General features: G+C 35.6%; 14 protein-coding genes. 7 read left to right on the plus strand and 7 right to left on the minus strand.

From position 1 onward, the window contains the following. The first annotated feature begins 68 nt into the window (after window positions 1-68). The 4 genes from bamD to Q0486_RS06445 all read left to right on the plus strand — a co-directional run bounded on the left by bamD (window position 69) and on the right by Q0486_RS06445 (window position 2,714). On the plus strand, window positions 69-911 hold the full coding sequence (gene bamD / locus Q0486_RS06430; protein ID WP_299231330.1) for an outer membrane protein assembly factor BamD: 843 nt from the start codon (window positions 69-71) through the stop codon (window positions 909-911). A 26-nt stretch (window positions 912-937) separates the two neighbouring features. Beyond that, entirely contained in the window at window positions 938-1,273 is a 336-nt protein-coding gene (locus Q0486_RS06435) for a DNA-directed RNA polymerase subunit omega (RefSeq protein ID WP_154042789.1), read from the plus strand. Window positions 1,274-1,360: 87 nt separating this feature from the next. Then, window positions 1,361-1,810: a DUF4293 domain-containing protein gene (locus Q0486_RS06440; RefSeq protein WP_299231333.1), complete on the plus strand. Its 450-nt coding sequence runs from the start codon at window positions 1,361-1,363 to the stop codon at window positions 1,808-1,810. A 127-nt stretch (window positions 1,811-1,937) separates the two neighbouring features. Further along, window positions 1,938-2,714, plus strand: a complete 777-nt coding sequence (locus Q0486_RS06445; RefSeq protein ID WP_299231334.1) for a hypothetical protein — start codon at window positions 1,938-1,940, stop codon at window positions 2,712-2,714. Between the two features lie 23 nt (window positions 2,715-2,737). On the opposite strand, the gene Q0486_RS06450 is transcribed toward Q0486_RS06445, so the two are convergent. The 5 genes from Q0486_RS06450 to Q0486_RS06470 all read right to left on the minus strand — a co-directional run bounded on the left by Q0486_RS06450 (window position 2,738) and on the right by Q0486_RS06470 (window position 6,223). Further along, window positions 2,738-3,115 (minus strand): VOC family protein, encoded by a 378-nt coding sequence (locus Q0486_RS06450; RefSeq protein WP_299231336.1) that lies wholly within the window; start codon window positions 3,113-3,115, stop codon window positions 2,738-2,740. A gap of 19 nt (window positions 3,116-3,134) precedes the next feature. Beyond that, window positions 3,135-3,860, minus strand: a complete 726-nt coding sequence (locus tag Q0486_RS06455) for an MBL fold metallo-hydrolase (protein ID WP_299231338.1) — start codon at window positions 3,858-3,860, stop codon at window positions 3,135-3,137. A gap of 120 nt (window positions 3,861-3,980) precedes the next feature. Further along, window positions 3,981-4,286 carry a hypothetical protein gene (locus Q0486_RS06460; protein ID WP_299231339.1) on the minus strand — a complete coding sequence of 102 codons (306 nt, stop codon included), beginning with the start codon at window positions 4,284-4,286 and terminating at the stop codon, window positions 3,981-3,983. Between the two features lie 227 nt (window positions 4,287-4,513). Further along, on the minus strand, window positions 4,514-4,945 hold the full coding sequence (locus Q0486_RS06465) for a BT0820 family HAD-type phosphatase (RefSeq protein ID WP_299231341.1): 432 nt from the start codon (window positions 4,943-4,945) through the stop codon (window positions 4,514-4,516). Between the two features lie 9 nt (window positions 4,946-4,954). Then, window positions 4,955-6,223 carry a DEAD/DEAH box helicase gene (locus tag Q0486_RS06470; protein ID WP_299231343.1) on the minus strand — a complete coding sequence of 423 codons (1,269 nt, stop codon included), beginning with the start codon at window positions 6,221-6,223 and terminating at the stop codon, window positions 4,955-4,957. A gap of 346 nt (window positions 6,224-6,569) precedes the next feature. On the opposite strand from Q0486_RS06470, the gene Q0486_RS06475 reads away from it, so the two are divergent. After that, on the plus strand, window positions 6,570-7,064 hold the full coding sequence (locus tag Q0486_RS06475) for a thioredoxin family protein (RefSeq protein ID WP_299231345.1): 495 nt from the start codon (window positions 6,570-6,572) through the stop codon (window positions 7,062-7,064). A 101-nt stretch (window positions 7,065-7,165) separates the two neighbouring features. Here the strand turns inward: Q0486_RS06475 and Q0486_RS06480 are convergent, their stop codons facing one another. Further along, complete coding sequence (locus Q0486_RS06480; RefSeq protein ID WP_299231347.1) at window positions 7,166-8,353, minus strand: pyridoxal phosphate-dependent aminotransferase family protein; 1,188 nt, start codon at window positions 8,351-8,353, stop codon at window positions 7,166-7,168. A 174-nt stretch (window positions 8,354-8,527) separates the two neighbouring features. On the opposite strand from Q0486_RS06480, the gene Q0486_RS06485 reads away from it, so the two are divergent. Next, on the plus strand, window positions 8,528-9,577 hold the full coding sequence (locus Q0486_RS06485) for a diacylglycerol kinase family protein (RefSeq protein WP_299231349.1): 1,050 nt from the start codon (window positions 8,528-8,530) through the stop codon (window positions 9,575-9,577). 96 nt (window positions 9,578-9,673) lie between these two features. On the opposite strand, the gene Q0486_RS06490 is transcribed toward Q0486_RS06485, so the two are convergent. Beyond that, window positions 9,674-10,384, minus strand: a complete 711-nt coding sequence (locus Q0486_RS06490; RefSeq protein ID WP_299231351.1) for a methyltransferase — start codon at window positions 10,382-10,384, stop codon at window positions 9,674-9,676. Between the two features lie 149 nt (window positions 10,385-10,533). On the opposite strand from Q0486_RS06490, the gene lon reads away from it, so the two are divergent. After that, on the plus strand, window positions 10,534-13,005 hold the full coding sequence (gene lon, locus Q0486_RS06495; RefSeq protein ID WP_299231354.1) for an endopeptidase La: 2,472 nt from the start codon (window positions 10,534-10,536) through the stop codon (window positions 13,003-13,005). Window positions 13,006-13,022: the final 17 nt, after the last annotated feature.

Below are 13,022 nucleotides of genomic sequence, written 5' to 3' on the forward strand. Positions count from 1 at the left end.
TAAAATTGAATTTCATGTTGTATTATTCGCAATAAAACAGTAATTTTGCACAACTATTTTTTATAAATATGAAAAAGTATATTGTAATGGTTCTTCTTTCCGCGGGGCTATTAAGTTCTTGTGGAGAGTATAATAACGTACTTAAGAGTACGGATTATGAATATAAATATGAAGCTGCAAAAGCTTATTTTGCCAAAGGACAGAATAGTAAGGCTGCTACTGTTCTGGAAGAACTTATTCCTATAATGAAGGGAACAAGATTTGGCGAAGAGTCTTTGTATATGTTGGCAATGACATATTTTAATCAGGGTGACTACGTTACTGCATCACATTATTTCAATACATATTACACAACTTATCCTCGTGGAACATATACTGAACTGGCAAGATTTAATTCAGGAAAGGCTCTTTATTTGGATACTCCAGAACCAAGACTTGATCAGAGCAGTACATATAAGGCTATACAGGAATTGCAGATGTATATGGAGTATTTTCCTGGTACAGAACGTCAAGAAATAGCGCAGAATATGATATTTGAATTACAGGACAAGTTGGTGGAGAAGGAATATCTATCTGCAAAGCTTTACTATGATCTTGGATCGTACACAGGAAATATGTCGCAGACAAGCACAGGTAATAATTATCTAGCTGCAGTAGTTACTGCACAAAATATTCTTAAAGAATATCCGTACACCAAACTTCGTGAGGATTTGTCCATACTTATTCTTCGTGCCAAATATGATATGGCCCGAGAAAGTGTGCTTGAGAAGAAGGAAGAACGTATGCGTGAAACTATTGATGAGTATTATGCATTTAAAAATGAGTTTCCTGAAAGTAAATACATAAAGGAAGTAGAGAATATATTTAAGGAAGCCAGCAAATTTGTAGGCTCTGTTGAAGAAGAATATTAAAAACATTTATAATTAAATATCGAATTATGGATTACAAAAAATCAAATGCTCCTACCAACACCGTAACACGTAACATGATGGAACTGTGTGAAGACACAGGTAATGTATATGAAACTGTTGCAATTATAGGCAAGCGCGCTAACCAGATTGCGGTTGAAATGAAGAATGATCTCTCAAAGAAACTTCAGGAGTTCGCATCTTATAATGATAATCTTGAAGAAGTTTTTGAGAACAGAGAGCAAATTGAGATTTCCCGTTATTATGAGAAACTTCCTAAGCCAACATTGATTGCAACTCAGGAGTATATAGAGGGAAAGGTTTACTACAGAAATCCTGCCAAGGAAATTGAAAAACTTAAATAAGAGCCGCGCGTAGTATTTCTGAGAGAATATAAGGCCGTTTCGAATAGGAGCGGCTTTTTTATTGTTAATCTGATAATTAATTGACTTATGATACAACGTATTCAATCAGTGTATTTATTGATAGTAGCAATTCTTTCAATAATTGTCATTTCAAATCCTATTGGAAGTTTTGTTGGAACTGATAATTCTATAACAGAATTTACGAACCTTTCTTTGGTTGCAATGGATGGCACAGAGGATTATAAGCCATGGGCTTTATTTGCAATACAGATTATTTCGGCTGTTATATCAATCATTACTGTATTCTTGTATAAAAAGAGAATGTTGCAGATAAGATTTACTCTTTTCAATATTATCCTGAAGATAGGTTACTATGTAGCAATGGTGTCATTTGTATTTATGTTGAAAGGAGAGTCTACATTTGTTCCTTCATGGATAGTGTGTCTGCCGTTTATAGGTATAATTCTTGATTGGTTGGCTATCCGTGCAATAGGAAAAGATGAAATGCTTGTAAAAGCATACGAGAGATTGAGATAAGAACCAGATAGAAATGTCATATCTAACCGACGGATCTAATACAGATCTGTCGGTTTTTTTATAGTATCGCACTTGTATATTTATAATATTTTTATTACATTGCATAAACTAATATGAAGGAGGCTTTATGCATGATACAAGTGTTCTTGATAAATTTAATTACGGTAGGACATCTGTAAGTGGGTTTTATGCAATAAGTATGGCTACAGATTTCAGACCATATTATGCTTTGTGGCGACTGTTTCCTAATGAGGAACCATTGTTTGTGAGGACTTTAGCAGTTACGTTTCAGACTGCTGCTGAACGAGCTATGGTAATGCTTCAAAATTGTAATATACGCTTGATTTGTTCTGATAATTCAGAATTTGAAAGTTGTTATGGGCGTACTGATGATATTATACCTTTTGGTAAGTATAGAGGAAAACGTTTGGCAGAAATTTATTACGTTGAGCCTTCGTATGTGTTATGGCTGGCTAATAAGTTTAGGCCTGAGACTGATCGCTTTGATAAGTTGATATCTTTGGCAAGACTGTTTTCTATAGTTCATTTTGAAATCACAGTTCATAAAAATAGAGTATCGTCAGTAAGTCAGTATGTAGGAGAAAAAGGAGAGAAGCTTAAAGGATTTTTTCTTAAAGTTATAAATGTAAGGAAACAAGTTGATGTATATAAAGCAGATTTTTATGTTGACCAAAATGTGCTGGCTGCCGATTTGGATGGTAACAGATATGTTTTTTTAATTAAAGCTGCAGGAAAAAGTCTCTCTCCCAACGAATTGAGTTGTCATTCTAAGGTGATTGAAATAGGTGAGGAATTGCATATTCTGTCGGCTAAAGTCATGTCTCATTATGAAAGTAAAGGCGTAAGATATACTAGGCTGGGTTATGTGAAACTTCAGAAGTAATGGGCGGTAGGCCGCCCTAATTTTTATTTTATTGGAAGTATTTCTATCCAGTAGTCGTCTGGGTCATTAATAAAATATAACCCCATAGATTCGTTTTCAAAACAAACGCATCCCATTTCTTTGTGGAATTTTCTTACTTCATCATAATCGCCCTCGACTCTGATACAAAGATGACTTTCGTTTTCTCCTAATTCGTATGCTTCTGTATGGTCTCTTAGCCATGTAAGCTCAAGTAAAAAGCTAGAGCATTTATCTGTAAGATAGACTAGAATAAATGATCCGTCTGAAGCTGTTTTTCTGCTTGTTTCGGTTAGACCTAATGCTTCTTCGTAGAATTTGAGACTTTTTTCCAGATTGGTTACGTTGATGTTAAAATGGTCAAAATGTCCTTTTACTTTCATATTCGTTTTTATTTATTGGTTATAATATATTGTGGAGTATTTGCCCTTTATGATTAATCTCAGGTGATTTTATTCCTTGTGAAATTACGTATTGCTGGAATCTGTTTGCTGATGTAAAGTCATTCCAGAAATGCATAGGTATGAATACTGATGTTTTTATTAAATCTATGAATTGTTTTCCGCCTCTCATATACTCATGTCCAAGACGAGGATCAATAGGAAAAAGTACGAGATCTATATTTCTATAATCCTTCGATATTGTTTCTACTTCTTTGAGAAATCTTTTTTCGTCTCTTCTCCATTCAATCTCAGGACTTTCATCCATCCAATGCCAATTATTAAGATCACCAGCATGGAAAATTGTTTTTCCTTCAGTCTCTATAAGGAAAGAAATACCTACATCCGTAGATCCGTAAGCTTTTACTTTAATAATGTTGTCATTATATTCTTCTCCCTTTTTCAGCCATATAGCCATATCCTTAACAATTCTCCGTTTTCTGTGTATGTCATTTGAAAGTATGTATGTAATGTTGTCATTTGTATTCTTCCATTCCAAGATCTGTTTATTGAAATGGTCTGAATGAAAATGGCTCGACAGTACATATATTTTACAATCTCTCTGTAATACTTTGTCATGTAAAATACCTGTATTTTCAGATAATGAGTCTTCGAAGTAATCTATGACAATTGCAGCATTGTTTGTCAAGATAACGAAACCACTATGGTGTAAATATATTAATTCCATACACAGAGTATATTATTTTCACTTTTTAGTGCAAAAGTAACATTTTAGGAAAAAAAATACCCATACTGACTAAAATTTATTGTCAGGATGGGTAACATTAGTACTTATATTTAGATTATGTCATTCCAATATTATTCCTTTTTCGTTGATGTATACTGTGTACTCAAAATTTTCAATGTCCAATAAAGTAATCTTATATATTTTTACTCCATTATATATTTTAACGTCGGCAGATTTTACAATATAATCTTTAAATTCAAAAAACAGGAGTTCTTGTACTTCTGATGGTAGCTCGTCAATATCTATGCTGGTGAAAACTTTATAAGTTTTTTCAGTTGTAGCTTTCTCGTTTTTATTTGGAGTGTTGTATGCAAATGTATTGCCTATTCCCAATACTATCATTATTACAGCTAATGTCATTTTCATATTTGTATAAATTTAATTTGTTATTATGCCAAATAATATTCAAATAACATGCCATAATATTGTATCCTGTTTAATATGTTGATTATTAATTAATTATAGGTTTCTTGTTAGAAGGCAGAAAAGTAATGTATGTGGAATTATTCTACAACGTATGTGGATTTATTAAACAATAAAAGCTTCTCAGTTTCTAATACCGGAAGCTTTTTCATTTTAATATATTGTTCTTATTATCTGAATATCCTGCCAAATAACCCACTTTTCTTTTTGTGGGGTTCATCATATTGGTTGTTTTGTTCGTTATATATGTCTTCGAATGATAGTTTTTCTTTTACCATTCTGTATATAGTACCCCAATCTGGCAAACCACCCAAATTCCTGTCATCTATGAACAAATCTGCTTTAAGCTTTCTGGAAAAATGGTCATGTGTTTTCTGTTCTTCAGGGTAATTGCTGTTTACAGCATAAAACTCCAATCCTCTTTCTTTGCAGAAATTTATTGCTTCATCAAGGAGCTTACCTTCTCTGACAGTCCAAAGAATTAGTGTATGTCTTTCTTCTTTTAGTCTTTTGAGCGTTTCTATAGCAAATGGTATTTCTTTTCCTATGTGCGGATATTTGTGTTCTACAATTGTACCGTCAAAATCTACTGCTATTATCATGGGCTACTTTTATTTTTCGTTTGAAGTTTTATTGTTATTTCTTATGTTATTTCTCTTATTATTATTTTTTCCTATTATTCTTTTCCCATTTCGTTTCTTTCTGTTCTTATTGTTGTTCGCGGTTTTTGGGGCATACTCAGGGCCTTCACCGATTTGGTCAGGGATTTGTAATTTGTATATTGTTTTATCAAGGAATCTTTCTATTTGATAGAATTTTGTTTGTTCAGTTTCACTGACAAATGTTATTGCACAACCGTCATTATTGGCTCTTGCTGTACGTCCTATACGATGCACATAGTCTTCACAATCATGAGGTACATCATAGTTGATTACCAATCGTATGTCGTCAATATCAATACCTCTTGCCACAATGTCTGTTGCCACAAGAATATTTACTTTTCCATTTCTAAATTCGTGAAGTATTTCTTCTCTCTGTAACTGTTCCAAATCGGAATGCATTTCTCCTACATTGAGTTTCATTCTCAATAAAGCTTTAGTGACTTCCTTAACTTTAACCTTTGAAGAGGCGAATATAATAACTCTTTCAGGCTGCTGTGATGAGAATAAGTCTTTAATTATTTCCAGTTTTTGTGATTCGTAACAGATGTATGCAGCTTGAATTATTTTATCTGCAGGTTTTGATACCGCAAGTTTTATTTCGACAGGATTGTTTAGAATATTATCTGCCAGTTGTCTGATTTTTTCAGGCATTGTAGCAGAAAACATTATTGTTTGTCTTTCTTTTGGTAAATATTTTACTATTTGCAGAATGTCGTCATAGAATCCCATATCTAGCATTCTGTCTGCCTCGTCAAGAATGAAGAATGAAACTTTTGACAAATCAACATAACCTAGGCTGAGATGACTAATTAAACGTCCTGGAGTTGCTATTACTACATCAGCTCCAAGAGTTAATCCTTTTTTCTCTTGCTCAAAACGTACTCCATCGTTTCCTCCGTATACGGCAACTCCAGAAACTGGCATGAAATACGAGAATGCTTCCATTTGCCTGTCAATCTGTATAGCCAACTCTCTCGTAGGAGACATTATTATGCAGTTTATGGAATCTTCAGGATATTCGCCACTACAGAGTTTGCTCAACACAGGCAACAGGTATGCTGCTGTCTTGCCTGTTCCGGTTTGTGCAACTCCTATCAAATCATGACCTTCTAAAAGAACAGGGATAGTGTGTTCTTGTACTGGGGTGCATTCTTTGAAGTTCATGGCGTCAAGTGCGCTTAAAACACTTTCATCTAAATTTAATTCTGAAAAATCCATTATGGTAATTATTCTTTTAATGAAAATTTATCATTTGAGTAATTTCACGCAAAGTTAATCAAAATATGCTTTACAAGCCATATAAACATGATTATTTATGTATTTATATATGTTTGGAAATATTTTATTTACATGGTTATTAGATAAAAATATGTTGAATAACATAAAAAGTGAAGTGATTTTTATCCTGTTTAGTAAAAAATACTTATCTTTGCATCGATTTCAAATTTATAGTATGCTGATTATAAGTAATCCGTGATGGATGCTCAGCGTAAAAAAAGTAATGTTCCGAGGTGAAATCACTGTAAAGGACAGTCTCGGATAGTATTAACCAAAATCACATTACATGATTAAAAGTGTAAAGCCGATTTTTGTTGTATTAGTATTCAGTTCCTTGATTTCTTTCTCTTTTATAGAGAAGAAAGATCCTACAGAGAAGTTGGTGCCTGGTGATGAAACACCGATGCCAGTTCTTGAATTTAAGACGCAGACACTCAACCTGCGTGCCGAGGATGGCAAATATACATTGTTGAGTTTTTGGGCGGGTTATGACGCCAAGTCTAGAATGAAGAATGCTGAGTTATGTCATGCATTACAGAATTCAGACCGTATAAAGATGATTTCTGTTTCAATGGACCGTTATGAGTCTGTTTTTCGTGCGGCTGTAGAGCAAGACCAGTTGAAGTCGGAGCTTTGTTATATTGAAACAGACGGTAGAACTTCGGAAATCTTTAAGGAATTTGGACTTAGAGATGGATTTGCCAATTATCTTATTGATAGTAACGGAGTGATAGTGGCAAAGAATGTTACTGCTGGAGAATTAACCTCTTATATTAATTGATTTATTACAATTGAGAGGCTTAAAGATGAAATAATTGAATACAACAAAAAGCAAAAGAGGCTGTCTTCAAAGGTTTTACCTTGAGACAGCCTCTAATTTTATTATTTTATGATTTCAAGTTCTTTGAAACATTTAAGCAGCTTGTCAATTGCAAAATCAATTTGTTCTTTGGTATGAGTTGCCATGAGTGCAAATCTTACCAGCGTGTCCTGAGGGGCACATGCTGGAGGTATTACAGGATTAATGAATACTCCTTCATCAAAAGCCATTTTTGTTACAAGGAATGTCTTATCTGTATCGCGAACGTACAAAGGAATGATAGGACTTTCAGTATCACCAATTTCAAAACCACACTCACGGAAACGCTTTAAGGCGTAGTTCGTAATTTTCCAAAGATTTTCCTGGCGTTCAGGTTCTGTCTTCAAAATGTGAAGTGCCTCGATTGCAGCTGCAGTAGCAGCAGGAGTACTGCTGGCCTGGAATATGTACGAACGTGCATTATGACGTAACCAGTTGATAATGTCTTTATCTGCCGCTACGAATCCACCGATTGATGCCAATGATTTACTGAAAGTACCCATTATTATATCCACTTCGTCTGTCAATCCGAAATGATCGCACACACCACGTCCGTTACGTCCGAACACACCAACTCCATGAGCTTCGTCAACATATACAGTGGCATTGTATTTTTTCTTAAGGCGGATTATTTCAGGTAGGTTTGCTAAGTCTCCTTCCATTGAGAATACACTGTCGACTACTATTAGCTTTATGGCATCCGGTTCGCATTTTTGAAGCTCTTTTTCCAATGCTTCCATGTCGTTGTGCTTATACTTCAACTGAGTAGCAAATGTCAGACGTCTTCCGTCTACAATTGATGCATGGTCACGGTCATCGCATATAATGTAGTCGCCGCGTCCAACAAGTTGAGGTATTACACCTTCATTAACAGTGAAACCTGTAGAGAAGCATAGAGCCTCGTCTTTGCCTATAAATTCAGCAAGCTCTTTTTCAAGCTGTACATGAATGTCAAGAGTTCCGTTAAGAAGTCTGGAACCCGCACATCCGGTACCGTACTTGCGTGTTGCTGCTATTGCCGCATCAATTATTCTTTGGTCGTATGTCAGACCCATATATGAGTTTGACCCGAACATTAACACCTTCTTGCCGTCCATCATCACCTCTGTGTCCTGGTGACTGTCTATTTCACGGAAATAAGGATAAACCCCCTTCTCCATATACATTTGCGGGAGTCTGAATTTACTTAACTTTTCTTGTAATAATCCCATATTTTGTTATTGATATATTTCTTTTTGCTTAACAGCCTGCAAAGATAGTAAAAAAACAAAAGAAGGTTACAATGTGGAACATTTTTTATCCTGAAGAATAAGATTTTGCATAACAAGCATATTTTTATATTCAAATATATATTACATTTGCGTAGACAACTAATCTATATAAATATGGACAATAGAGAGGATATAATATTCATTGTTAATCCTATTTCGGGTACTCAAGATAAAGAAGCTATATTGGAATATGTTGAGTCTAATATAAATCGTAATATATTCAATCCTAAAATTATAAAAACAGAATATGCAGGTCATGGCTATGATATAGCAGTAAAAGCTGTAGAAAATAAAGTTTCGTTTGTTGTTGCTATAGGTGGAGATGGTACTATTAATGAGATAGGACGTGCTCTTGTTCATTCTGATACTGCGCTGGGTATTATACCTTGTGGTTCCGGGAATGGACTTGCAAGACATCTGCATATCCCTATGAGTTATCAGAAAGCCCTTCAAGTAATTAATAAGGCGAACGTTCGTTCCATAGACTATGGTATGATTGCGGGGCATCCATTTTTCTGTACTTGTGGCGTCGGGTTCGATGCTTTTGTCAGTTTGAAGTTTGCCGGTTCAAAACGTAGAGGGCTAATAACATATCTTGAAAATACTCTTCAGGAGAGTCTTCATTATGAGCCTGAAACTTATGAAATAGAAAATTCGGAAGGAACTGTAAAATATAAGGCTTTTCTAATAGCCTGTGGTAATGCTTCACAATATGGTAACAATGCCTATATAGCTCCGCAGGCGTCACTTTCGGATGGTATGATGGATATTACAGTTCTCGAACCGTTTACGGTGCTTGATGTGCCTTCGCTTTCATTTCAGCTGTTTACCAAAACAATTGACATGAACAGTCGCATTAAAACCATGAAGGATAAAAAAATAACTATCCATAGGGCTAATGAGGGCGTTTTTCACTTTGACGGTGATCCTATGATGGGGCCTAAGGATCTTACGGTTGAGATTATTCCGTCTGCTCTGAAAGTTGTTTGTCCTCCAAAACCTAATCGTAGTATTTACGAACCACATAATATATTACAGCATATTACAGATTTTATTGAAGCTAAACCAGTTTCTGCCTCGATAGCTGAAAAACATAGGCAATTGTTGGAGATGAATCGTAATATAATGAAGAAGCTCGTCAAGAAGAATAGTGAAAAACAATAATAAGTATTAGAGCTCCTGTAAATACTTTTGAATTATTGCAATACGGTCAAGTAATGTCATCGGTTTTACTTGGCCGTATTGTTTTGTCTCTTAGTATTATAAATAGAAATCTGAAGTAAGGTTAAGATAATCTTGGCTCTTCATTCCATTTTCAGAAAGTATCAGAATTGAACTCTTTGTTGTATTAAAGCCAAAGGTATTTTTGCTGAATTCCATTATCACTCTTTTTGCCGGTGCTCCAGGTTTGGTTATTATATCGGTTCTTATGGTAAGGTTAAGTTTGTGCTTAATTGCTTCTGATATGAATTCTGTGGCTGATGTTGCCGGGATGATAACACAAAATCTTCCATTCTCTTTCAGCATAAACGACGCAGCTCGGGTTAGTGTGTCGAAGCCTAATCCTTCAGTATGTCGTGCTATATTCCTTCTTTCTGAATATCCTTTAGTGTTTTCCTTGAAAAATGGAGGATTTGAAACAATCAGGTCAAATTCCGATTTATGATTCAGATAATAGTTTTTTATATCATCTTGTACTACGGTCAATCTGTCTTTCCATAATGTACTGCTCATGTTCTCTTTTGCCTGCATTGCTGAATCACTGTCAATTTCTATTCCAATAATTGAAGCTTTGGATTTTTGTGCCAGCATTATTGCTATCAATCCAGTACCGGTTCCTATATCTGCAATCTTTAATGCGTTTCCTGTTTCGGTCCATGCGCCAAGCAATACTCCATCAGTACCTACTTTCATGGCACATTTGTCCTGATTTATAGTAAAAAACTTAAATCTAAAAAAATCATTACCCATATTGTGTTCTGTAAAGTTTGTGCAAAGATATGTAATTCGTGCGATAGGAACATGTCTGTGTGTAACATTTGAGATAAAATGTTTTATTATTATGTGTATAATCATTAACTTTGTAGCCGTTTGTTTAAACACATAATTCACGATAGAATATGCCGGAAGATAAAAAGAAAAAGAAGATTAAAGGTGATGAAGTGGCTTTAATAGCAAAAATAGATATAGATCAGGCAAGTATGCCTTTAGAGGAACTTGAAGGTGAAATGCCTGTATTGCCATTGCGTAATATGATTATTTTCCCCGAAATAGTCATGCCTGTTGCAATAGGTAGAAGAAGTACTTTGGAATTGATAAAATCCGCATATAAGAGAAAAATTCCTGTAATAATGGCAACCCAAAAGGATGCTATGGTGGAAGAACCGGAACTCAATGATTTATATCCACTTGGTGTAGTGGGAAGGGTAGTTCGTATATTGGAGCTTCCGGGTGGAACGACAAATGCTCTTATACATACTTGCGGTCCCAAAGTAAAACTTGACAGTATAATTTCAACCGACCCGTATCTGGTTGGTACGGCAACTCCTATAGAAGAAAATAATGTAGTTCCACGGACTAATGAGTTCAAGGCTATAATGAGTACATGCTTTGATGTTATGAAGAAGCTTCATGATAGCATGGAAGAGTTGGGGAATGATTTCCTCATGGCATTGAGAGATATGGAGGGAGATGCTGTCAGGATTAATTTTATCTGTTCTAATTTTCCTTTGGAGATAACATCCAAATACGAACTCCTTAAACATGATTCGATCAAGGATAGAGCGATACATCTTATTGGGTATTTGAATGAACAGTTGGAAATTGCCAAATTGAAACAGAATATTCAGATGCGTACGCGTGAGGAACTTGATAAGCAGCAGCGTGAGTATTTCTTACAACAGCAACTGAAAAATATCCAGGATGAATTAGGTAATGGCGCAGAGAGTGAGATAGACAATTTGAGAGCTCAAGGCAAGAAAAAACAGTGGTCTAAAGAGGTGGCCGATATTTTTGAAAAGGAACTTACAAAACTGGAGCGTATTAATCCTCAGTCTCCTGACTATAATGTTCAGTTCTCATATTTGCAAAATCTGTTGGCTTTGCCTTGGAATGTCTTTACTCCTCAGTCTTTTAATCTTAAGACAGCTGAGAAAACTCTCAATCATGACCACTATGGCCTTGAAAAAGTTAAAGAACGTATCCTTGAACATTTGGCAGTACTGAAATTAAAAGGTGATATGAAGTCGCCTATTTTGTGTCTCTATGGCCCTCCGGGAGTAGGTAAAACATCTTTGGGACGTTCCATAGCTTCGGCTCTTAAAAGGAAATATGTCAGAATGTCTTTGGGAGGTGTACATGATGAGGCTGAAATACGAGGTCATAGAAAAACATATATAGGAGCGATGCCTGGCCGTATAATCAAGAGTTTGATAAAGGCCGGCTCGTCTAATCCTGTGATAATTCTAGACGAGATAGACAAACTTGGAGCCAGTCATCAGGGTGATCCTTCGTCTGCAATGTTGGAAGTTCTTGATCCTGAACAGAACAGTACATTTCATGATAACTATATAGACATTGATTATGACTTGTCTAATGTAATGTTTATTGCTACAGCCAATAACCTTGGCAGTATACCTGCGCCCCTGCTTGACCGAATGGAATTGATAGAAGTGAGTGGGTATATCACTGAAGAAAAGATAGAAATTGCCAAAAGGCATCTTATCCCTAAGGCAATGGAAGCTAACGGACTGACAAAGGACAATATAAAGTTGTCGAAAGGAGCTATAGAGTTCATAATTGAAAACTATACGCGTGAAAGCGGCGTACGTGAGCTTGAAAAGAAAATAAACAAGGTGATGAGACGTACTGCCTTTAATATTGCTTCCGGTAAAGATATTCCAACGAGTGAATTGAAAGCAGAAGATATACCTGCTTGCCTTGGCCCAGTAGAGTATTCAAGAGATAAATATCAGGGAAATGAATATGCCGGAGTTGTTACCGGATTGGCGTGGACTGCTGTTGGAGGCGAGATACTGTTTGTTGAAACCAGCCTTAGCAGAGGAAAAGGAAGCCGTCTGACCTTGACTGGTAATTTGGGAGATGTGATGAAGGAGTCTGCCATGCTTGCGTTGGAATATCTCAAAGCACATAATGATTTGTTGGATATTCCTGATGAAGTGTTTGAAAACTGGAATATACACATACATGTGCCTGAAGGTGCTATACCAAAGGATGGTCCATCTGCAGGTATAACTATGGTAACATCATTGGCATCTGCTCTTACAAGAAGAAAAGTGAAGAACCGCCTGGCCATGACCGGTGAAATAACACTGCGTGGAAAAGTATTGCCTGTAGGAGGTATAAAGGAAAAAATACTTGCGGCAAAACGAGCCGGTATAGAGGAAATCATTTTGTGTAAGGAGAATAAAAAAGACATCGACAACATTCCGGAAATATATCTAAAGGGATTAACTTTCCATTACGTAAGTGATATTCGTGAGGTTTTAGCAATAGCATTGACTGATGAAGTAGTAGCTAACGCTCCAAAACTAACTGTACCTGAGACAAAGAAAGATAATGAGAATAATTAAAAACTGCTTATCAAAAT

Source organism: uncultured Bacteroides sp., from assembly GCF_937912035.1.
In the GTDB taxonomy this organism is placed as follows: domain Bacteria; phylum Bacteroidota; class Bacteroidia; order Bacteroidales; family Bacteroidaceae; genus Phocaeicola.

Coding starts and splice junctions, on each gene's coding strand:
- Q0486_RS06445 (WP_299231334.1), top strand. CDS start 1,938: ATGCATGATACAAGTGTTCTTGATAAATTTAATTACGGTAGGACATCT.
- Q0486_RS06465 (WP_299231341.1), bottom strand. CDS start 4,945: ATGATAATAGCAGTAGATTTTGACGGTACAATTGTAGAACACAAATAT.
- Q0486_RS06450 (WP_299231336.1), bottom strand. CDS start 3,115: ATGAAAGTAAAAGGACATTTTGACCATTTTAACATCAACGTAACCAAT.
- Q0486_RS06480 (WP_299231347.1), bottom strand. CDS start 8,353: ATGGGATTATTACAAGAAAAGTTAAGTAAATTCAGACTCCCGCAAATG.
- Q0486_RS06460 (WP_299231339.1), bottom strand. CDS start 4,286: ATGAAAATGACATTAGCTGTAATAATGATAGTATTGGGAATAGGCAAT.
- Q0486_RS06475 (WP_299231345.1), top strand. CDS start 6,570: ATGATTAAAAGTGTAAAGCCGATTTTTGTTGTATTAGTATTCAGTTCC.
- Q0486_RS06490 (WP_299231351.1), bottom strand. CDS start 10,384: ATGGGTAATGATTTTTTTAGATTTAAGTTTTTTACTATAAATCAGGAC.
- lon (WP_299231354.1), top strand. CDS start 10,534: ATGCCGGAAGATAAAAAGAAAAAGAAGATTAAAGGTGATGAAGTGGCT.
- Q0486_RS06440 (WP_299231333.1), top strand. CDS start 1,361: ATGATACAACGTATTCAATCAGTGTATTTATTGATAGTAGCAATTCTT.
- bamD (WP_299231330.1), top strand. CDS start 69: ATGAAAAAGTATATTGTAATGGTTCTTCTTTCCGCGGGGCTATTAAGT.
- Q0486_RS06485 (WP_299231349.1), top strand. CDS start 8,528: ATGGACAATAGAGAGGATATAATATTCATTGTTAATCCTATTTCGGGT.
- Q0486_RS06435 (WP_154042789.1), top strand. CDS start 938: ATGGATTACAAAAAATCAAATGCTCCTACCAACACCGTAACACGTAAC.
- Q0486_RS06470 (WP_299231343.1), bottom strand. CDS start 6,223: ATGGATTTTTCAGAATTAAATTTAGATGAAAGTGTTTTAAGCGCACTT.
- Q0486_RS06455 (WP_299231338.1), bottom strand. CDS start 3,860: ATGGAATTAATATATTTACACCATAGTGGTTTCGTTATCTTGACAAAC.